Annotated in this window: 18 protein-coding genes and 1 pseudogene; 2 read left to right on the top strand and 17 right to left on the bottom strand. The window is 65.4% G+C overall.

Features of this window, described 5'->3' with window-relative positions:
• The 7 genes and pseudogenes from NCR98_RS32990 to NCR98_RS32960 all read right to left on the bottom strand — a co-directional run.
• Positions 1–134: pseudogene (locus tag NCR98_RS32990) on the bottom strand (electron transfer flavoprotein subunit beta/FixA family protein); the annotation flags it as partial.
• 46 nt (positions 135–180) lie between these two features.
• Entirely contained in the window at positions 181–789 is a 609-nt protein-coding gene (locus NCR98_RS32985; RefSeq protein WP_250495308.1) for a HutD/Ves family protein, read from the bottom strand.
• The gene (locus NCR98_RS32980; RefSeq protein WP_250510611.1) at positions 770–1,957 is read right to left on the bottom strand and encodes an NAD(P)/FAD-dependent oxidoreductase; all 1,188 of its coding nucleotides are present in this window, start codon (positions 1,955–1,957) and stop codon (positions 770–772) included. Before NCR98_RS32980 ends, NCR98_RS32985 begins: the two co-directional genes overlap by 20 nt.
• Before the next feature lie 113 nt (positions 1,958–2,070).
• Positions 2,071–2,856 (bottom strand): ABC transporter ATP-binding protein, encoded by a 786-nt coding sequence (locus NCR98_RS32975; RefSeq protein ID WP_244831429.1) that lies wholly within the window; start codon positions 2,854–2,856, stop codon positions 2,071–2,073.
• Complete coding sequence (locus NCR98_RS32970; RefSeq protein ID WP_244831428.1) at positions 2,844–3,617, bottom strand: ABC transporter permease; 774 nt, start codon at positions 3,615–3,617, stop codon at positions 2,844–2,846. The genes NCR98_RS32975 and NCR98_RS32970 overlap by 13 nt, the downstream gene beginning before the upstream one ends.
• Positions 3,618–3,626: 9 nt before the next feature.
• Positions 3,627–4,637 (bottom strand): ABC transporter substrate-binding protein, encoded by a 1,011-nt coding sequence (locus NCR98_RS32965; RefSeq protein ID WP_250469924.1) that lies wholly within the window; start codon positions 4,635–4,637, stop codon positions 3,627–3,629.
• A 134-nt stretch (positions 4,638–4,771) separates the two neighbouring features.
• A complete protein-coding gene (locus tag NCR98_RS32960) occupies positions 4,772–5,773 on the bottom strand; it encodes a LysR family transcriptional regulator (protein WP_250528569.1) in 1,002 nt (333 codons plus the stop codon).
• 139 nt (positions 5,774–5,912) lie between these two features.
• Between NCR98_RS32960 and NCR98_RS32955 the strand changes: the two genes are divergently transcribed.
• Positions 5,913–6,929 carry a GlxA family transcriptional regulator gene (locus tag NCR98_RS32955; RefSeq protein WP_244831425.1) on the top strand — a complete coding sequence of 339 codons (1,017 nt, stop codon included), beginning with the start codon at positions 5,913–5,915 and terminating at the stop codon, positions 6,927–6,929.
• 30 nt (positions 6,930–6,959) lie between these two features.
• Here the strand turns inward: NCR98_RS32955 and NCR98_RS32950 are convergent, their stop codons facing one another.
• The 10 genes from NCR98_RS32950 to NCR98_RS32905 all read right to left on the bottom strand — a co-directional run bounded on the left by NCR98_RS32950 (position 6,960) and on the right by NCR98_RS32905 (position 18,187).
• Positions 6,960–8,162: an NAD(P)/FAD-dependent oxidoreductase gene (locus NCR98_RS32950; protein ID WP_250528568.1), complete on the bottom strand. Its 1,203-nt coding sequence runs from the start codon at positions 8,160–8,162 to the stop codon at positions 6,960–6,962.
• Between the two features lie 53 nt (positions 8,163–8,215).
• Positions 8,216–9,862: an FAD/NAD(P)-dependent oxidoreductase gene (locus NCR98_RS32945; protein ID WP_250528567.1), complete on the bottom strand. Its 1,647-nt coding sequence runs from the start codon at positions 9,860–9,862 to the stop codon at positions 8,216–8,218.
• Positions 9,863–9,893: 31 nt separating this feature from the next.
• Positions 9,894–11,258, bottom strand: coding sequence for an MmgE/PrpD family protein (locus NCR98_RS32940; RefSeq protein WP_250495302.1), 1,365 nt, complete (start codon positions 11,256–11,258; stop codon positions 9,894–9,896).
• A gap of 1 nt (position 11,259) precedes the next feature.
• The gene (locus NCR98_RS32935) at positions 11,260–12,363 is read right to left on the bottom strand and encodes an FAD-binding oxidoreductase (protein ID WP_250528566.1); all 1,104 of its coding nucleotides are present in this window, start codon (positions 12,361–12,363) and stop codon (positions 11,260–11,262) included.
• Positions 12,356–13,609, bottom strand: coding sequence for an aromatic ring-hydroxylating oxygenase subunit alpha (locus NCR98_RS32930; protein ID WP_250528565.1), 1,254 nt, complete (start codon positions 13,607–13,609; stop codon positions 12,356–12,358). The genes NCR98_RS32935 and NCR98_RS32930 overlap by 8 nt, the downstream gene beginning before the upstream one ends.
• An 84-nt stretch (positions 13,610–13,693) precedes the next feature.
• The gene (locus NCR98_RS32925; protein WP_250469915.1) at positions 13,694–14,539 is read right to left on the bottom strand and encodes a nitrilase-related carbon-nitrogen hydrolase; all 846 of its coding nucleotides are present in this window, start codon (positions 14,537–14,539) and stop codon (positions 13,694–13,696) included.
• Positions 14,540–14,549: 10 nt separating this feature from the next.
• Entirely contained in the window at positions 14,550–15,392 is an 843-nt protein-coding gene (locus NCR98_RS32920) for a glycine betaine ABC transporter substrate-binding protein (protein WP_250528570.1), read from the bottom strand.
• A 100-nt stretch (positions 15,393–15,492) separates the two neighbouring features.
• Positions 15,493–16,215, bottom strand: coding sequence for an ABC transporter permease (locus NCR98_RS32915; protein ID WP_250495298.1), 723 nt, complete (start codon positions 16,213–16,215; stop codon positions 15,493–15,495).
• Positions 16,212–17,441, bottom strand: a complete 1,230-nt coding sequence (locus NCR98_RS32910; protein WP_250528564.1) for an ABC transporter ATP-binding protein — start codon at positions 17,439–17,441, stop codon at positions 16,212–16,214. The genes NCR98_RS32915 and NCR98_RS32910 overlap by 4 nt, the downstream gene beginning before the upstream one ends.
• The gene (locus tag NCR98_RS32905; protein WP_244831416.1) at positions 17,438–18,187 is read right to left on the bottom strand and encodes an ABC transporter permease; all 750 of its coding nucleotides are present in this window, start codon (positions 18,185–18,187) and stop codon (positions 17,438–17,440) included. Before NCR98_RS32905 ends, NCR98_RS32910 begins: the two co-directional genes overlap by 4 nt.
• 264 nt (positions 18,188–18,451) lie before the next feature.
• Between NCR98_RS32905 and NCR98_RS32900 the strand changes: the two genes are divergently transcribed.
• Positions 18,452–19,420: a LysR family transcriptional regulator gene (locus NCR98_RS32900; RefSeq protein ID WP_250528563.1), complete on the top strand. Its 969-nt coding sequence runs from the start codon at positions 18,452–18,454 to the stop codon at positions 19,418–19,420.
• Positions 19,421–19,436: the final 16 nt, after the last annotated feature.

The following is a 19,436-nucleotide window of genomic DNA, read 5'->3' as shown; positions in this document are numbered from 1 at the left end:
TCTTCCACGGCGATCTCGTCGAACGGGTTCATGGACATCTTCACGTTGGCGATATCGACACCCGTGTTGTCCGACTTCACCCGGACCTTCACGTTGTAGTCGACCACGCGCTTGACTGGCACCAGAATTTTCATGGGTGCATATCTCCTTGCTTGAATGATTCGAAAAGAGCCGCGCGGATCAGCGCCGACTGTCGGGCTCGACGAGGACGAGCGCAATCGATGCATCGCTTCCCGACGACCGAGGCGCGAGATGAAGCGCAGGCGCGCCCGGCATGCGCGTCAACACGTGACCTTCCGCCAGCACGATCTCGTCGTCGCTGTCGGCAGCGTGGACGAGGCAGCGGCCATTCATCGTCAGCACGAGCGCGACACATTCGAGGGGCACGAACGCGGCGTCGCGCAATGGCTCGATGCGTGCTCGATAGCGCCCGCGCAACGCCATGACATTGAGCGCGACAACAGGGCCGTCGTGCAACGTGGCTTGCCACGCAACGCCGCCGTCGTATTCCATGGCGATACCGCGCCGCAAGTGACTTTGCACGGCGTCGTCTTGCAGCGTGACGCCCGCACCGGTCATGACGAGCGATTGCCGCGTCATGCCGGGAAAGCGCGAATACGGACCGTCGCGTTCCACGTCGGCCAGGCTGATGCGCCAGCCGCCTTCCGTATCTTCCGCGAGCGCGCGCGTGATGCCGCCGCCGTTGCGCCACGCCTGCGGCGCAAAAGACGCGAGCGGTGCAATGGCGACGCCCTCGGGCGCGCGCGCTTCAGGAGACGGCGCCGACACCGTACTTTCCAGTGAGCAGCGCGCCGGTCTCGAAGCGTTCGATCGAGTAAGGCGCGAGCGAGACATCGGTTTGCAAGCCGAGTGCGGCTTGCGCAAGCACCTTGCCGACCGTCGGCGAGAGCTTGAAGCCGTGCCCCGAAAAGCCGTAGCCGACGACGAGCCCTTCGATGCCGGGCAGCGCGCCGAGCACCGGATTCCAGTCGGGCGTGACGTCGTACACGCCCGTCCACGACGACGCAATGCCCGCCGCTCCGTATGCGGGAAACCGTTCGGCGACCTGAGCGCCGACCTCGACGACATAGTCCATCGAGATGTCGCCCTGTTCGGTATCGGCCGTGGCGAGTTTTTCTCCGGCGGTGCCTTCGCTGACGAGCATCTGATTGCCGCCATAGCAGCGGTAATAGAGCATGCCGGGCGAGGCCAGATCCTTGAACACCGGCATGGTGTAGGTGTAGGCCGCGCCCTCGCATTCGAGCGCGAGCACCGCATGACGCTCCGGCGAGACGGGCAGTGTGCGGCCGGTCCATCCGGCGAGTTCCGGGGTCCAGATGTTCTGCGTGCTCACGACCATTGCCGCTGAAAAATCTCCGATGCTCGTCGACACGCCGCTCACCTTGCCGTGCTCGATCAGCAAGCGGTTCACGGTGACGTTCTCGCGGATCGTCACGCCGCCGCGCCGCGCCGCGCGAGCGAAACTGGTCGCCGTGAGATACGCATCCGCGAAGCCCGCCTCGGGTTCATAGCCGATCAACGCGGCGTCGTCGAACTGCGCGATGGGCATGAGCTCGTGAGCCTGGCGAGCATCGAGCAATTCGAGCGGAATGCCTTGCTGCTTCTGCTGTTCGAGCGATGCGCGCAGCGGTTCGACCTTGTCGCCATCGGCCGCAACGATCATGTAGCCGCACTTCACGAGTCCGCACGAGGCTTCATCGTCGCCGACGTAGCCCGCGAAATCGTTGAACACGGCCCACGACTTGCGTGCGAGTTCGACGTTTTCCTTGACCGAATAATGCGTGCGCAAAATGCCCGACGATTGCGACGTCGTGCCCGCGCCGATGGTCGCGCGATCGAGCACGAGCACGCTTTTGGCGCCAAGCTTTTGCAGATGAAACGCAACGGAACTGCCGATCACGCCCGCGCCGATCACCACTACATCGTACGTATTCACTGTCGCGCTTCCTTTCTCATGCGGATGATGTTTGCAGTGTGCCGGGTTGCCGCCATCGCTAGCGCTTCATAAGCAAAAGCGATGGATAGCAGCAGTACCGGCGCGTTCGAACGTCAGCCAGCGCCTTCCAGGCCTCGCATGACTTCGGCCTGCACCGTTTCCCAGATCGACTTCTTCATCTCCAGATACGCAGGCGATAGCTGCACTTCGGCGGTACGCGGCAAGGGCAGGTCGTTGCGGATGTCCTGCACGATGCGCCCCGGTTTCGCGCCCATCACGATCATGCGCGTGGAGAGCAGCAGCGCTTCGTCGATCGAATGTGTGATGAAGACGATCGTCTTGCCGCTCTTCTCGTAGATCGACAGAAGCTGTTCCTGCAGCACTTGCCGCGTCATGGCGTCGAGCGCGGCGAAGGGTTCGTCGAGCAGCATCACGTCCGGGTCGTTGGCGAGTACGCGCGCAATCGACACGCGCTGTTTCATGCCGCCCGAAAGCGCGCCGGGATAGCTGTCCTCGAAGCCCTTCAGCCCCACGGCTTCGATATAGCGACGCGCGGCATCACGCCTTTCAGCCCGGCCGACACCGCGCATCTTCAACCCGAACGCGACGTTCTCGCTGACCGTTTTCCACGGAAACAGCGCGTATTGCTGAAAGACCATGCCGCACGCCGGCTCGACATCCTTCACTTCGCGGCCATTGACGAGCACGCGGCCCTGCGTCGGCGGCTCGAAGCCGGAGATCATGTTGAGCATCGTCGATTTGCCGCAACCCGACGCGCCAAGCAGCACGAGAAACTCGCCCTTCGCGACATCGAGATCGACTTCCTTGAGCACTTGCAACGCGCCGAAGGACTTCGCCACGCCTTCGAGGCGAATCATGGGGGCATCTATCGTTGCCATGCGAGCACTCCGCGTTCGATGAGCCTGAACAAGCCATCCGTGATGAGCACCGTGATGCTGATGAGCACCATGCCGAGCACGACCGTATCGGTCTGGAAGAATTCGCGGCCGTTCATGATCATGAAGCCGAGCCCTTGCTGCGCGGCGACGAGTTCGGCGGAAATCACGCAGGTCCACGAGAGGCCGAGAATCACTTTCATGCCCGACAGGATCTGCGGCATGCAGCCCGGCAGGATGACTTCGCGCATGACCTGCCAGCGGTTCGCGCCGAGATTGCGCGCCGCGCGCACGAAGATCGGGTCGATGTTGCGCGTGGCGTCGATCACATAGAGAAGGGCAGGCGCGAACGATCCCATGAAGACGATGCTGTACTTCTGCGTCTCGGTGATGCCGAACCACAGCAGCGACAGCGGTATCCAACTCATCGACGGCAGCGGGCGCAGGAAGGACAGCAGCGGGTCGAACACGGCGCGCGCCACGCGCGAGGTGCCGAGCGCAATGCCGAGCGGTATCGACACGACCGCCGCGGCGAGAAAGCCCACCATGACCCGGCGTATGGAGGCCAGCACGTTATCGAGCAACGTATGCTGATTCCACATGCGGATGCCGCGGCTCAGCACTTGCGACGGCGCGGGCAGAAACACCGCATCGACCAAACCCGCGCGGCACACGAGTTCCCAGAGCAGCAGAAAGCCGATCAGCGAGCAGGCGCTGACGACGAAAAGCCCGCCGCGCTTCGTCCATTTGTTGTCGGATGCCATGCTGCGCGCTCAGAGATACGACGCGTTGATCCAGTCCGCCACTTTCGGCGACTGGTCGATCTGCTTGAGATCGACGAGCATGTCGCTCAGCTTTTGTACGCCGTCGACGAACGGTCCCGGCTTTCCGCCGCTGCCGACGAATAGCGTCTTTTGCTGCGCGTGGGAATACCACTGCGTCTGCTTGAGCACGGCCATCTGCTCGTCCTGCGTGAGATTCGTGAGCGTCATCAGAATGGGCGCGACCTTCTCCGGCTCGTGCGTCATCATGTCGTTGGCTTGCGCGACACCTTGCAGAAAGGCTTTCGGCACATCAGGATGGGCGCTGGCGAATGCGGTGCGCACCAGCAGCACGTCCGGGCCCGGCGTCAACTGATATTGCTTATAAAGCGAGAACGAGGAATCGTCGAGCAGCAGTTTGGTATCGGGCAGCGCCTTGATGCGGTCGAACGTCGGTGTCCATGCGGCGGCGGCATCGATCTGATTACCGCGATACGCCGCCAGCAGTTCCGTCGCCGGCAAGTTGATGATGCTCACGTCCTTCGCCGGGTCCAAGTTCGCCTGGCGCAGCACGTCGAGCAGCAGGACATGCGAGCTCGACGCATACGTGACGCCGATCTTCTTGCCCTTGAGATCGGCGAGCGACTTCACATTGCCACGCACGAGAAGGCCTTCCGATTTGCCGAAGTTGTTCGGCGTCGAGATGAGCTGAAACTGCTTCGCGCCGCTTGCCATCAGCGCGAGCGCCGAGACGACGCCGGTCCCCGCAATGTCGATGTTCCCCGCCATCACCGCGCCCATGCGCGCCGACGAAGTGGAGAACGATTGCCAGCGGCAGTCGATGCCGAGCTTCGTGAAGATGTCCGTCTTCATCGCGACATAGGCCGCGTAGTGCCCAAGCCACGCCGAGCCGCCGTAGTTCACGACGGTCGCGGCGCGCGCGAATGACGCAAGGCCCGAGGTGGCCGCGGCTACGCCGACGAGTGAAGCCTGCTTCAGAAAACTACGGCGGTTTGTGGTCATCGTCCTGCCCTGTCTCTTAGGTTGAACTGCGTGTATCCGCTGTCAGCTACGGATGGTAGAGGCGAACGCATCCCTGCCATTAAGCCGCGCGGCCGAATCAGAAACTCTTATGTTTTGAAGCAGTTCCGCTAATTTCACGCGGCGCTTTGCGCGGCGAACGCGGCGGCATAGGCATCGAAAAGATGGGGCGGCGCGCCGGGCAAAGCCGCAAGCAAGCCCGGTGCAATTACGTCGCGCGTCACGGCCACCGACTCGCGCGCGACGGCCTCTGCCATCGACGACCATTCGGCCTGACGCGTGAGAATGTAGAAATGACGATGCCCGATGCGCGTCGTGGCCAGCGGCACGACCGCGATATCCGCCAGATGCGCGCGCGATTGCCAGAGACACAGCGGCGACGTGATGGCGCAGCCGAATCCCGAGCCGACCAGACTCAGAAGCGGGTCGGTATCGTCGAATTCATAGCGGTTCGGGGCATTGAAATTCATGTGCCTGATGAGCCGCTCCACTTGCTGCCCGATGAGCGAGCGGCCCGTATAACGCAAGAGCGGCAACTCGCGCAGCACCTCATGAAAGGACTCGGGCGCGCGCTTGCCGCTGAAGCGCCTCGGCGCCACCGCAATGAAAGTCTCGGAGAAAAGCGGCCTTAGTTCGACGCGTCGTGGATCGAGCGTGGCTTCCGTGCAAATGGCGAGATCGAGCTCGCGATTGGTAAGCTGTTCGCTGAGGGTCGGCGTGAGGCCGGACCACATCGACAAGGTTTTCATGCGCCCGGAAAGACGTTGCACGAGATGCGGCCCGACGCTTCCGGCGAAGGAATCCACGCAACCAATGCGCAGACTCGGCACGCCTTCGCTCGTCGCCGTACGCACGTCGTGCGAGACCGCCTGCGCGTGTTCGAGCAGCGCGCCCGCGCGATCGAAGAGAATGCGGCCCGCCGCGTTGGGCCGCACCGGACGGAACTCGCGATCGAAGAGCGCCACGCCTTGTTCGCGCTCGAGCGCCGCGATGAGTTGGCTCACGGCGCTTTGCGTGACGCCGAGTACGCGCGCCGCTTCCGTCATGGAGCGGGTTTCGCAGACCGCGACGAACGCCTGCAACGCGCGCAGATCGACCCCGACGAACGAATTTCGCATGCTTTCTCCTCGGCCGATTCCGCCGCAGATGCAGCGCGTGTCGCCGCTCAGATCCCATACCGTTGCGGCGCTTCTGGCCATACGCTTGTTTTAGCGACCATAATAGCGCTCACATGCTGGCCCCAAGCCGCCTTCGCGAATGCGGAGGTTCGAATCGTCCATTGCGAATCGCGCGTTGCTCAAATCCGCTTCTTCGTCCGCCGCCGTGCCTCGCCAGTTCGTGTTCTTGCTGGCCGATGGCTTGTCCATGATGAGCCTCTCGTCCGCCATCGAGCCGTTGCGCTCGGCCAACCGCCTCGCTGGCGAAACATTGTATGCGTGGACGCTCGCCAGCCTCGACGGCGAGCCGGCGCCTGCATCGAACGGCATCGCGCTTGCCGCGCGCAAGTTCGACGACGTGCTGGCCGGCGCGGACTATGTGTTCGTCTGCGGCGGCCTGCGGCTCGCACCCGCGCTCGAACCGGCCTTCGTCGCCGCGTTGCGACGCGCGGCGCGCACCGGTGCGGTCATCGGATCGCTTTCCACGGGCACCTATCTGCTCGCGCTAGCAGGCCTGCTCGATGGCTATCAGTGCACCATCCACTGGGAAAATCTGCCGGCGTTCACGGAGGCTTTTCCCGACCTGCTGTGCAGCAGCAAGCTGTATGAAATCGATCGTGACCGCATGACGTGCTCGGGCGGCATTGCTTCGATGGACCTGATGCTGCATCTCATCAAGATGCAGCACGGCAGCGATCTCGCGGTGCGCGTGGCGAACCAGTTCCATCACGAGCGCATGCGCGACACCGCCGACAGCCAGCGCGGCTGGCGCGACCAGAATCACGCGAGTCTGCCGCGCGGCATCCGCCGGGCGATCGAGATGATGCGCGCGCATGTCGAGACGCCGTTGCAGATCAACGATATCGGCTCGGCTATCGGCATGACGTCGCGGCAGATGGAACGCCTGTTCCTGCGGCATCTGAACGCGACGCCCGCACGCTACTACGTGCAGTTGCGGCTGGAGCGCGCGCACGAAATGCTCACGTATTCGAGCGTGCCGGTCGCGGATGTCGCGGTGGCGACGGGATTCGCGTCGCCTTCGCATCTGGCGCGCTGGGTCCGGCGCGCCTACGGCATCAGTCCGACGGAGTTGAGGGCGGCGCAGACGCAGTCGTGAGCAGGCGGGCGTAAGGGCGACGCAATGCGCTCAAGCCGCTTCCAGCACCGGCGCCGATGCGCGCAGCGGCAACGGCAGCCAGCCCTGAAGCTCGCGCCAGTCCGGTTCGAGATGAGCGAAGCGCGCCAATCTCAGCGACGACAAATCCGCAAAACCGCAGCGCCCGTCCATCACGAGATCGCGGATGGCGTGACCGCTTGCGGGCGAAAGGCCGAAGCCGACGCTCGATAGCGTCGCGACCGTCACATTGCCTCGTTCATCCGGACGATCGATCACGGGCCGTCCATCCGGCGTGTTCTCGATATATCCCGCCCAACTGCGGATGACTTTCGCGTGCGCCGCCTTGGGCAGCAACGCAGCCAGGCGCGCCGCGATACTGCACTGAAGCGGAGTCGATTGCGGCCGCACCTTCGGCACATCGTCGAGGCCGATCCATTCGTGCGGACCGCCGCCGTAAGCGAGATTGCCGCGCAGCGTCTGCCGTCCATAGAGGCCATTGCCGTCCACGCCGCCGATGGCCATTGGCGGCAACGGCTCGGTGACGATCATCTCGGCGCGTGCGGCGGCGAGCGGCACATCGATATCGAGTTGCGCCGCGAGCACGCCGGTATGCGGCCCGGCCGCGATCACGAGATGATCGCAGGCAATCTCGCCGTGAGCCGTTCTCACCGCGCTCACGCGTCCGCCTTGCCGGACGAATCCTGTCACCGGCGTGTGCTGGAGAATGCGCCCGCCGTGATCCTCCAGCGCCCACGCATAAGCCTGCAACGTGCGATGCGGATTCGCATGTCCGCCGAAGTGATAGAAGTAGCCGGCATGGACGTTGTCGCCGGCGAGCGGCACGAGTTCGCGCACCTGTTTCGCATCGAGCACGTCCGAGCGCAGGCCGTGGTGTTCGCCGTTTTCGAGCGCGCGCCGGTACAACACGAACTGCTGTTCATCGAGCGCAATGCGCAGACGCTCGGCGCGGAACTCGGTCGGATAGCCGAGCAAGTCGTCCATCATCGGCCAGAGACGCTGTTCTTCGAGAAAGAGCGGGCTGTGATGATGCGAGCAACCGCCGCCGTTGCGGCCCGACGCGCCCCAGCCGATCATTCCCGCTTCGAGCACCAGCACGTCGACACCCTCGCGCGCGAGCCACCATCCCGCCGACAAACCCGTTACGCCGCCGCCGACGATAACCACCGAAGCGCCCTTCGGCGTGCCGCTGTCCTGTTGCGTGTCTGCTTTCATGCTTGTCTGTCCGGAAGATTCGATTCGAGTGCGACGGCCGGTCGATGCTTCGTTCATTCGCTCGCCACCGGTTCGCCCTGACGGCGTGTGCCCGCGCGATACAGCGGATCGACACGCCAGAACGGCACCCATTGCGACGCCATGCCGAACCAGCTGTCCCAATGCGCGCCGGTCTCCTGCGCTTCGGCCACCTCGGCTAGCTGCCGCAGCGCGAGCGGCCGGACGGGCGCGCGGAATGTGGCGAGCGGAATCCGCGGCAGCGCACAGCTGGAGCCTATCGCGAGCAGCGCGGCGACTTGCTCGCGGCATCGGCGGCCCTGGCACGGGCCCATGCATGCGCGCGTGAGACGCTTCACCGCGTCGGGACTGGGCGGCCCGCTTTGCGCGAGACCCGCGACGCCGCGTGTGTCGTGAAGCGCGTCGGCGGGCTGCCAGCCGAGGTAGCGCGGCGGCCGCACATCGAGGATTTCGCGCGCCGTCACTTCCTCGCACTGGCAGACAAACGGCTCGCCGGCCGCGCCGATGACGCTTGCCCGCACCCATTCGACACGCGATAGCGCGATGTCTTGCGCGGGCGCATCGGGTTGGCGCGCGGGCGGCGCGTCGGCGAGAGGAGCGCTTTCATCCAACGACGATAAAGCCGCGCGCGCCGCGAGGCGGCCTTCTTCACGCGCGATCGTTTCGTCGCGGCTCTTCGCCGGCCAGACGCCCGCGCAGTCGCCTGCCGCGTAGGCGAACGGCAACGAGGTGCGCTGCATCGCATCGACACGGGCGATATGACCGCCGCGCGCGGCATCGAACGCAGTCGCGCAGCCTGCCGCTTCGAGCAGCTCGATTGCAGGCAACGCGGCGATGCCGAGCAGCACGGTATCGCAATCGAATGTCGTCAGGGCGGTCGTGTCGGGCGTGGCTGCGTCGACGGAAGTCACGCCATAAGCATCGCCATGTGCATGGCGCACGACATGACGCGTGAGAATGTGCGCGCCGCTCGCTTCGAGTTGCGCCGCGAGCGCCGCATCGCCGACGATTTCGCCAGCCTGTTCGATCACCGCGACGATCTGCACGCCGCGCGAGACGAGTTCGAGCGCGACGTTAAGCGCATCCGTGTCGCTGCCGACGAGCACCGCGCGCCGCGCGTCGAGCGCGCCGTAGAGAACCGCGAGCCGCCACGCGGCGCTTGCACCCATCACGCCCGGGCGTTGCCAGCCGTCGAAGGCGAGTCCCATGTCGCGCCGCCCCGACGCAACGATCACCTGACTGAATTGCAGCAGCCAGGTATGTTCGGCGTCCGCGAGACCGGCCACGTGCGTGCCGATCCAAGCGTTCGCCGGCCCGTGCGGGAAGAGTCCCCACACTGCCGTGCCCAGCTTCACGTCGATACCCGCTTCGAGCGCGTCGCCCAGTTCGGGACGGGCGTCGAGCATGGCTTCGAGCATCGCGTTGGCGTTGCCTGCCTCCGCGCCCATGCGGCTGCCGAAGTGCAGCGGCACGTCTTCGCCCATGGTTTCGAGCGGCACGGGGTTTTCGTCGACGAGCGTGACGCGTGTACCGCGACCGGCCGCTTCGAGTGCCGCCGCGATGCCGGCCGGCCCCGCTCCGACGATCAGCAGATCGGTCGATTCGCCGATGGGCGGCGCCTTGCCCGCCACTGACGCGGGATCGTGGAACGGCGTTGAGAATGGGTCGGGATTTACTGGCATGGCTCGATGTTTCGTTGGCTGATCGGAGTGTTCATGTTTGCGACGCACTGGGCGGCGTGCCCAGCACGAGTTCGCACAGGCGCCCGGCGCGGGCGTGCGGTTCGGCGAGCGCATCCACCGCGTCTTCGAGTTCGCGCGCGAACCGTGCGCCGAAGCGCGCGCCGCAGAGTTCACGAAATTTGTCGCGCTCGGCGTCGGGTGTCATCGGGCGCGCGAGGTCGCCGCTTGCCTGCATCGGACCGGAATCGAGGCGGCGGCCATCGCGCAGTTCGACCGTCACGCGCGCCCAGCGCTCGGCGGGAAACGCGGCGCTGAACGCGGCGTGCTCCTTTGCGACGAGGCGCGGCAGCAACGCGCACGCGGCGGGATCGGCAAGGCCCGAATCGCCGATGGTGCCGGCATCGACACGGCCATGCGCCAGCGCCGCCGCGACGGGAAACAGCACGCCATACTGCGCTTCCTCGGTGGTGCGTGGCAGCGCGGACCAGAGACGCGTCGCCTCGTGGAAGGTTTCGATCTCCACGCGCTCGATGTTGGCCGCATCGAAGCCGTCGAGCGCACGCACTGCAAGCGCGGCGGCGATTGCCGGATGCGCCCAGCGGCACACTGGATACGGCTTCACATACTGTTCGAGGATCAGCCAGCGATCGCCGAGGTCGGACCAGCAGGCGGGCGCATCGCGTTCGACGGTGGTCGCGGGCGCGCCGGTGTAGCCGCGCGCGGCAAGCAGGGCGGCGCTGATGCCCGCCAGCGCGCCCCAACCCGAGCCGTCCTTCAGCATGGTCGGATGATCGATGCAGCGCATCATGTCCGAACGCGGCCCGTGATATTCGGCGATGCCGAGCGCGTGGCGCGTCGCCGGTATGTCGAAGCCGAGCGCGCGGCTCGCGATAGCGGCGGCCGCCAACGCATTCCACGCGCCCGAGGTGTGATATTCGCGGCTCGTCGCATGCAGCGCGATACCGGCACGCGTGCCTATTTCATAACCGAGCACCGTCTGCACGATGAACTCGCGTCCGCTCATGCCGGGCGCGCGCTCGGTCATGGCGAGCAGGGCCGGCAAGACGGTGACGCCCGCGTGGCCCTTGGTGAGCGCGTGGCCGTCATGGCCGTCGAGACTGTCGATGGTCGTTGCGCCCGCGAACGCCGCGCCCGGAGCACTGACGATGCGCCCGTCGAATAGCATGCGCGCGGGGGTGCGTCCGGCCGCGAAGCAATCGAGCGCATGCTCGCGCGCGATTGTCGAAAGCCGTGTGGACGTGCCCGCCGCCGCGACGCCGAGCAGGTCCAGAATGCGGCGCTGTGCGTCGCGCACGACGGTAGCGGGAAGCATGTCGAAGCCAAGCGTGTGCGTGAAGCGGCTGGCGTCGTGATGAAGCGTCGGTGCCGTTTGCATGTCAGAAGGCGATTTCGACATCGGTCAAGGGACGGCTCGAACACGCGAGAATCCAGCCTTGCGCTTCTTCGGCCGCGGAAATTCCGCCTGCATGTTTCATCGCGACTTCGCCCGAAAGGTGGCGCACTTTGCACGTGCCGCACAGGCCGCTCGCGCAACCGCACGGAATCACCACTTGCTGACGCGTGGCCGCGACGAGCAGCGTTTCGCCCGCGCGCACATCGAAGCGCCGGCCGTTCAGCCACGCGTTGAAAATGGCATCGCGCTGTTCGTCGGACGAAGGTGCGCCGGTCGTCGCGGCTTCGCTTTCCATCGGCTCGATCACGGGACCGAAATGCTCTATATGAAACGCCGCGCGGCGGGCGCCTTCGGCCGCATGAATCTGCCGCACGCTCTGCATGAAACCGGCTGGACCGCAGCAATAGACCGTGCGGCGTCCAAAGTCCGGCGCCATCGCCCAGAGCGCGCCGCGCGACATGCGCCCGCGCAGACCGAACCAGCCGGGTGCGGGCGCGCTCAGCCACACGTGTACTGTCAGGTTGGGCATGCGCGCCTGAAGCGTCGCGAGTTCATCGGCAAAAAGAATGTCGTCCACGCCGCGCGCGCAATGAAGCCAAGCGATGTCGGCGTGCGGCGAGCGGCGCGCCAGCGTGCGCAGCATGGACATCAGCGGCGATGCGCCCGAGCCCGCCGACACTAGCGCGAGAGGCGTATTGGCCGATGCATCGAGTGTGAAGCGTCCGAGCGGATAGCGCGTGTCGATGCGCATGCCCGGCGCGAAGCGCTCATGCAGCCAGCGGGTGACGACGCCGCCGGACTGCGCCTTGATCGTCAGTTCGAGCGCGTCCGCTTCGAGCGGCGTCGAGGCGATAGAAAACGTGCGGTCGAAGCGCCGCCCCTCGATATCGAGCGTCAGCAGCATGGCCTGGCCCGGCGCGTAGCGGCGCGCGCCGTCGGGGTGCGGATCGCGCAGGCGAAAGGTCTTGACGCCCGGCGCTTCGTCACGCACGCCGATGCACTCGAGCGTGCGCGATGCGGGCGTGTCGCAGGCGAAGGCGAGGGTGCCGTCGAACGCCGTATCGGAAGATGTTGGCACATCAGCCATTCGACACCTTCAGCGCGATTAAGCGCTGCCCGTGTGCGCCGTCCAGATGTGACGCGAGCTTCCTTGCATACCAGTTCGTGAAGTTGCGCAGCATGAACTCGGACGGCGCATACGGGCCCGGCGCATAGCCGAGCGAGCCCACGCCCAGCTGATTGTTCGCCGCGAGCCGCGCGTCCTGCACGTTGGTCGCGTTCCATACGGACGTGAGCGTATCGACGTCGTAATCGACGCCTTCGACGGCATCCTCGTGTACGAGCCACGTCGTGCGCAACACCGTGCGCGTGGCCGACAGCGGCAGAATGCGGAAGTGGATGATGTGGTCGGCGAGAAAATGATTCCAGTTGTTCGGCACGCGAAACATGCGCACCGAGCCGAGATCCGGATCGGTGAGGTCGCCGAGCAGCTTGCCGCACGCGGGCGATCCATCCGGCGTGAAGGACACCGCGCCGCGATGAAACGGCAGCCGGATGCAGCGGAATTCGTCGCCGCCATCGGCGGGCAAATGCGGCAAGCCGTGACGGTCCCACCTCGCAGCCTGGGCTTCCATCAACAGACGGAAGTCGCGCGAGCCAGCGGGATCGTCGGGCAACGCGAATTCGACGAGCGTCGCGAGCAACTCCGGATGATTGGCCGCGCAGTGATAGCACTCGCGATTGTTCTCGATGACGAGCTTCCAGTTGGCTTCCTCGATCATCGTCACGCTGGCCGCGACCTTGGTGCGCCACGGCTGATGCGGCGCAAGGTAGGGCGTGACCGCGTCGCGAAAGCGCGTGATGTCGGGCGGCGTCGCGGCGAGACAGATATAGACCATGCCGCACACGATCTCGACATGCACGGCGCGCAAGCCGTAGCCCTCGCGCTCGAAGCCTGCCGGCATCTGCCGCGCATGCAGGAGCGCGCCGTCGAGGTCGTACACCCACTGGTGATACGGACAAGTAAGCCGATGCGCATGCCCTTTCTCTTCGAGACAGATGCGCGAGCCGCGATGCCGGCAGGTATTGAAGAACGCGCGGATTTCGCCGTCCATGTCGCGCAGCACGAGCACCGATGTCGCGCCGATTTCCAGCGTCAGATAATCGCCCGGTTTGCGCAGTTCGCAGCTGTTGCAGGCGAACAGCCACTCGTCGTTGAAGACGGCGTCGAGGTCGAGCCGATGAAAGGCTTCATCGGTATAAAAAGGCTGCGGCAGCGAGAAGTTGTCCTGGCGCTCGGCCAGGGCGGCGCGCACGCGCGTCGGGTCGATCATCGTCACACTCCCATACGAACGATCAGTTGAATCGATTGTCGGTCGCGGATATGACCGGTGCGGGCAGACACACGACCAACGCGATCACGAAACCGACACGATGCCGCTTTCGAGCGCGTGGATGCCGCGGGCATCGCGCAGGGTCGGCAAGTCGAAGCGCGCGGCGCGCACGGCTTCGTAGTCGAGCGTCGCCACGACCAGTTCCTCACGTGCCGATTCGCTTTGCGCGAGCGTTTCGCCGCGCGGCCCGACGACGCGCGAGCCGCCCCAAAAGCGCAGGCCGTTTTCACGGCCGACGCGATTGGCGAACACGACAGGCAGACCGTAGACGAGTGCATGGGCGCGCAGCACCGTGTCCCAACCGCGCGGATTGTCGAAGGCGTCGCCCACGGCTTCGACTGCCGAACTCACCGGCGCCGCGCATAGCGTCGCGCCGTCGCAGGCAAGCCGATGCATCACCGCCGGGCTCCACAAATCCGCGCACACGGGCGTGGCGATCTGCCAGCGCGGATCGGCGGGCAGCGTGAACTGGTCGAGCCGCGCGCCGTGTCCGTAGTGCTTGCCGTCGTCGAGCCGGCCGTAAGTGGCAAGCGCGATCTTGCGATGCACGTGCACCACGCGTCCCGCGTACAGTGTCGCGACGCTGTTGTAGAACTGCGCGCCCGCTGCTTCCTCGACGAAGCCAACCACGGCGGCAAGCGGCGAGCACGCTTCAGCCAGCTCGAGGAGCGCGGCGGCATTGCGCGGCAAGGCGAGCCTCAAGGCATCGGCGCCCGCACTGTGACCGGCAAGCGACAACTCGGGGAACACGAGCAACTGAACGCCGCGCCCGCGTGCTTCGTCGATAAACCGGCGATGCGCCGCCAGATTCGCGGCCAGATCGCCCGCGACGGTTTCGGTTTGCGCGGCGGCGACGATAAAAGGCTTCATCGGACGCGCGTCAGATCAGTCCGGCGGACTTAAGGAAAGTAGCCGACACCTCGTCGAGCGACTTCTTCTGGACGTCGACCTCGGCGTTGAGTCGCGCCATCGTTGCGTCGTCGAGTTTGGCCGACAACGCGTTCAGGATGCCCGCGAGATTCGGATTCGCGTCGAGCGTCGCCTTGCGTGCGACCGGCGTAAGCGCGTAGGCGGGGAAGAAACTCTTGTCGTCACGCAGCACGATGAAGTTGAAAGCGGGCACGCGGCCATCGGTCGTGAAAACCAGCGCGGTGTCCACCTGACGGTCCTTCAGCGCCTGATAGGTGAGACCCGAATCCATCCGCTTGATCTGCGACGGACCGAAGCTGAAGCCGTATTCTTTTTGCAGCGGACGCAGGCCGTCCGGGCGCGCATAGAACTCGGAGTTACACGCGAAGGTCAGTTCCTTGCCGCTGTTGAGCACCTTGGCGAGGTCGCTCATGGTCGTGACGCCGAGCTTCTGGGCGACATCGCGGTTCATGGCGATGCCGTAGGTATCGTTCGCCTTCGACGGGTCGAGCCACACGAGGCCTTTTTGCGCATCCAGTTCCTTGACGCGCGCATAAGTTTGCTGCGGGTCGAGCTTGTCGGTCACCTTGTTGTAGGTGATGAGGGAAGTGCCGGTGTATTCCCAGTACACGTCCACCTGACCGTTTTCCTGCGCCTGACGCAGCACCGTGCTGCCCATGCCGTCTTTCTTGACGACCGTGAAACCCTTCGCCTTGAGCAGTTGTGTGGTCATTTCCGCCAGCAGCACTTGTTCGGTGAAGTTCTTGCCGCCGACCGTGACGGTTGGCGCAGCCTGCGCGGCCTGCAGGGCCATCGTTCCGAGGGCAAGCGTGAACAGGGATGCGCCGAGAAGACGCGACCACAGTTTGCGTGACAGCAAAGGCTTGAGCATGAGCTTCGTTATCCAGGAAAGGTCAGCGTTGAGGACTGACGCCGCGCGGCACGAGCCAGTGCTGCATCTGCGCGACGAACAGGTCGGTTGCCACCGCGAGCAGGGCGGTCGGGATGGCGCCGGCAAGCAGCATCGTGAAATCGTTGAGGTCGATGCCCGTGAAAATAAGCTCGCCGAGACCGCCGCCGCCCACGAGGAACGCGAGCGGTGCGGTGCCGACTGTGATGGCGAGCGCGGTGCGCACGCCCGCGAGAATCACGAACATGGCGTTGGGCAATTCCACTTTGAAGAGAATCTGCCGTTGCGTCATGCCGATGCCGTTCGCGGCCTCGATCAGCGCGGGCGGCACGGCGCGAATGCCTTCGTATGTATTCATCGCGATGGGCAGCAGCGTGGCGAGCCATAGCGCGAGAATCGCGGGCTTCGCGCCGATGCCGAGCACGCTCATGGCGAGCGCGAGAATGGCGAGCTTGGGCACGGCCTGGCCCGCGTTCAGCGTGAACATCACGAACTGCGCGGCCCGGCCGTTGTCGGGGCGACTCAGCCAGATGCCCGCGGGCACCGCAACCACGATAGCCGCGACGCCCGCGATCAGCACCATCAGCATCTGCTGGCCGGACTGATAGACGATGTCCGCGCGATACTGCCCGATCGATGCGAGCCAGTCGTCTGCATGCGCCGATGCGCTGGCCAACGCCATCATCGCGCCTAACGCAATACGCGAACCGTCGCGTCGATGGTTCATCGCGCGCCTCCGAAAGCGAGTTCGGGATGCGCCCCGTCATCGCGCGATGCATCGCCCGCTTTCGCCGCGTCGCCAGCGGACGAGGCCAGGCCGCCTTCGGGCAATGCCGCGCCGGACACGCACGCCGCGCGCGCCATCAGCGCAATGCGTTCATACGTCACGTAGCCGATGAAGCGCCCGTCCGCGTCGACGCCCGGCAGCCACGACGCGCCGTGCGCGAGCAGCATCGACATGACCGCGCGCAGGTCGTCGCCCGCGCGCACCACGCCCGGCAACGCGCGCAGACTCGGCGCTTCGAGCGTGGCGCCGCTGGCGTCGAGTTCGGCCGCGCCGACGTGGCCGGCCGGTCTGCCGTGGGCGTCGAGCACGACCAGTGCGTCGGCCACGTGATCGCGCAAGAGCGCGCGGGCATCGGCGCTCGGGTAGCCGAGCCGCGCGACGCGCGCCGGTTCCAGCGCCGCATCGACGGCGCGCATCAGGCGCAGACGCTTGAGCGCCCGGTCAGTGCCCACGAAATCGGCGATGAACGCGCTCGCGGGACGCGCCAGCAGTTCATCCGGGCTCGCCAGTTGTTCGAGCTTGCCGTTGCGGAAGATCGCGACCTTGTCGCCCATTTTCATGGCTTCGTCGATGTCGTGGCTGACGAACATCACGGTCTTCTTCAGGGTCGTCTGAATGTGGCGGAATTCGTCCTGAATCGACGTGCGATTGATCGGATCGATGGCGCCGAACGGTTCGTCCATCAGCATCACCGGCGGATCGGCGGCGAGCGCGCGCGCCACGCCCACGCGCTGCTGTTGCCCGCCCGACAGGTCGCGCGGATAACATCGCATGTAGATGGCCGGATCGAGCGTGACCATCTCCAACAGGTTTTCGGTGCGCTCGCGGATGCGCGTTTTGTCCCAGCCGAGCATCTTCGGCACGATACCGATGTTCTCGGCGACCGTCATGTTCGGGAACAGGCCGACTTGCTGAATCGCATAGCCGATGCGCCGCCGCAACTCGACGATATCGAAGCCCGCCGTATCCGCGCCGCCGATCAGAATCTGCCCTGACGTGGGCTGCACGAGCCGGTTGATCATCTTGAGCGTCGTCGTCTTGCCGCAACCGGACGGCCCGAGCAGCACGCAGAGTTCGCCTTCGCCGATCGTCATCGACACGTCGTCGACGACCGGCTTTTCGCCGCGCTTTTCGAATCGCTTCGTCAGATGTCGAAGATCGATCATCGTCCCTCCGCTGTGGATGAAATCGGCGTCGCGGCCGTCGCGGCCGTCACCAGCGGCCCGCGCGTCGCGTTGCGGCGCCAGAAGAAGCGCGCCTGGCGCGGCCGCATGCCTTCCGGCGTCAGGCGCCATTGCAGCGCGCCCAGGCCGAGGTCGGCGAGGATCGCGAGCAGCGCGACGATCACCGCGCCCGCGATCAACTGGCGCGGATCGGATTGCGAAATGCCCCGGCTGATCAGCCGCCCGAGCCCACCCGCGCCGATATACGTGGCAATTGCCGCAATGCCAATATTCATGACCACCGCCATGCGTACACCCGCCATGATGATCGGCACGGCAATCGGCATCTCCACGCGGTAGAGCCGCTGCCACGCGGTCATCCCCATGCCGTTGGCGGCTTCGCGCAGCGCGGGATCGAGGTTGCGGATCGCGGCGTAGGTGTTGCGCACGATCGGCAATTGCGCATACAGAAAGAGCGCGATGGCGGCAGGCAGAAAGCCGATGCCCTGTCCGATCAGCGAGAGCACCGGAATCAGCAAGCCGAAGAGCGCGATGGATGGGATCGTCATGAGCATCGCGGCGGCGTACAACACCACGCGCGCGAGCCGCTCGTTGAGCGTGATGACGATGCCGAGCGCGACGCCCGTCACGATGGCGCAGCCGACGCCGGCAAGCACCAGCAACACGTGGTCGACCAGCATGGAAGCGATCGACGCCGCGTTGCTCCAGATAAAAACCAGTGTCTCCACTGCGGCCTCCCGCGCCTCGATGCCCGTGACGAATGAATGTACCGGTCCAAAATCGCCGGAACCGGCACAAACTCGACGTCTACTGTCATCAATGCGACACGGGCCCCGATCTCGACAAACGACGCACGATCATTTTGCATAAGGCAAACTTATGGCCCATGCGGGCGTTTGCGCGAGACGGGCGGCTTCCAGCCCAGTGCGTGCAACATGAGCGCCGCACGGCGAGACTTGGCCGGGCGCGTGCCTGCAAACCACGGAAACGCGATGAGACGCACCCCACCACCTATCGACCTACGCGCATTGCAGGCCTTCGTCGCCGTTTGCGAGACCGGTTCGATGACGGCAGCCGCGAAACATCTGGGCGTGAGCCAGAGCGCGGTGAGCCAGTCGATTGCGTCGCTCGAGCGCGAGCAGGGCGCTGGCTTGTTCGATCGCGACAGCCGCCCGCCGCGTCCGAATCTGGCGGGACGCGCGCTGCTCGAACTCGCCGGGCCGCTGCTCGACCATGCGCAAATGGTAAGCACGCGCATCGGCGATGCGTCGCTGGCGGGAGCGCTGCCCCTGCGGCTTGGCTGCGTCGATTCCTTCGCGGCGACGGTCGGCCCCGAACTCATTCGCGCGATGTCCGGCTCCGCGCGGCAGATTGCCTTGTGGTCGGGACTCACGCCGGGCCTGTCCGACCAGATGCATGCGCGCGAGGTCGATATCGCGGTCTGTACGCAGACGGTGCTGAACGACAGCCGTATCGTCGAGATGCCGTTGTTTTCGGAAGCGTTTGTGGCCGTCGTGTCGCGACGCTGGCTCGATGAGCGCCAAGGAGCGTCGTCATGGCGGCAGCTTGCAACGGAACTGCCGTTGATCCGCTATACGGCGCGCTCGGTGATCGGCCAGCAGGTGGAGCGCTTCGCGCGGCATCTGGGTATCGAAAGTCCGCGCCGCTACGAGTTCGATGCGACCGATCCGCTCCTGAGCCTCGTCGCCGCGAAACTCGGCTTCGCCATCTCGACACCGCTGTGTCTCTGGCAAGCGCGGCATTATCTGGATGAAATCGCGGTGCTGCCTCTGCCCGCGAGCCGGCTTGGGCGACGCGAGTTCTTTCTGCTGCATCGACAAGGCGAATGGAGCGATTTCGTCGATGAGATCGCCGTGCTCACACGCCGCGTGCTCGACCATCTGATTCGTCCCGCGCTCAAGCGCGCCTTGCCGACATTGCAGGACGACGCGTTGCTTTGAATGTACTGCTCTCAAC

It is taken from the genome of Caballeronia sp. GAWG2-1 (assembly GCF_023631405.1).
Classification (GTDB): domain Bacteria; phylum Pseudomonadota; class Gammaproteobacteria; order Burkholderiales; family Burkholderiaceae; genus Caballeronia.
Note: the sequence above shows the minus strand (reverse complement) of the source record. Positions and strands in the feature narration are given on the sequence as shown.

Excerpts from the sequence above, each read along its gene's own strand:
- NCR98_RS32975 (WP_244831429.1), bottom strand. The coding sequence starts at position 2,856 with ATGGCAACGATAGATGCCCCCATGATTCGCCTCGAAGGCGTGGCGAAG.
- NCR98_RS32935 (WP_250528566.1), bottom strand. The coding sequence starts at position 12,363 with ATGGCTGATGTGCCAACATCTTCCGATACGGCGTTCGACGGCACCCTC.
- NCR98_RS32920 (WP_250528570.1), bottom strand. The coding sequence starts at position 15,392 with ATGGCCCTGCAGGCCGCGCAGGCTGCGCCAACCGTCACGGTCGGCGGC.
- NCR98_RS32930 (WP_250528565.1), bottom strand. The coding sequence starts at position 13,609 with ATGATCGACCCGACGCGCGTGCGCGCCGCCCTGGCCGAGCGCCAGGAC.
- NCR98_RS32960 (WP_250528569.1), bottom strand. The coding sequence starts at position 5,773 with ATGCGAAATTCGTTCGTCGGGGTCGATCTGCGCGCGTTGCAGGCGTTC.
- NCR98_RS32915 (WP_250495298.1), bottom strand. The coding sequence starts at position 16,215 with ATGAACCATCGACGCGACGGTTCGCGTATTGCGTTAGGCGCGATGATG.
- NCR98_RS32925 (WP_250469915.1), bottom strand. The coding sequence starts at position 14,539 with ATGAAGCCTTTTATCGTCGCCGCCGCGCAAACCGAAACCGTCGCGGGC.
- NCR98_RS32950 (WP_250528568.1), bottom strand. The coding sequence starts at position 8,162 with ATGAAAGCAGACACGCAACAGGACAGCGGCACGCCGAAGGGCGCTTCG.
- NCR98_RS32940 (WP_250495302.1), bottom strand. The coding sequence starts at position 11,258 with ATGCAAACGGCACCGACGCTTCATCACGACGCCAGCCGCTTCACGCAC.
- NCR98_RS32910 (WP_250528564.1), bottom strand. The coding sequence starts at position 17,441 with ATGATCGATCTTCGACATCTGACGAAGCGATTCGAAAAGCGCGGCGAA.
- NCR98_RS32955 (WP_244831425.1), top strand. The coding sequence starts at position 5,913 with ATGCGGAGGTTCGAATCGTCCATTGCGAATCGCGCGTTGCTCAAATCC.
- NCR98_RS32900 (WP_250528563.1), top strand. The coding sequence starts at position 18,452 with ATGAGACGCACCCCACCACCTATCGACCTACGCGCATTGCAGGCCTTC.
- NCR98_RS32965 (WP_250469924.1), bottom strand. The coding sequence starts at position 4,637 with ATGACCACAAACCGCCGTAGTTTTCTGAAGCAGGCTTCACTCGTCGGC.
- NCR98_RS32945 (WP_250528567.1), bottom strand. The coding sequence starts at position 9,862 with ATGCCAGTAAATCCCGACCCATTCTCAACGCCGTTCCACGATCCCGCG.
- NCR98_RS32970 (WP_244831428.1), bottom strand. The coding sequence starts at position 3,617 with ATGGCATCCGACAACAAATGGACGAAGCGCGGCGGGCTTTTCGTCGTC.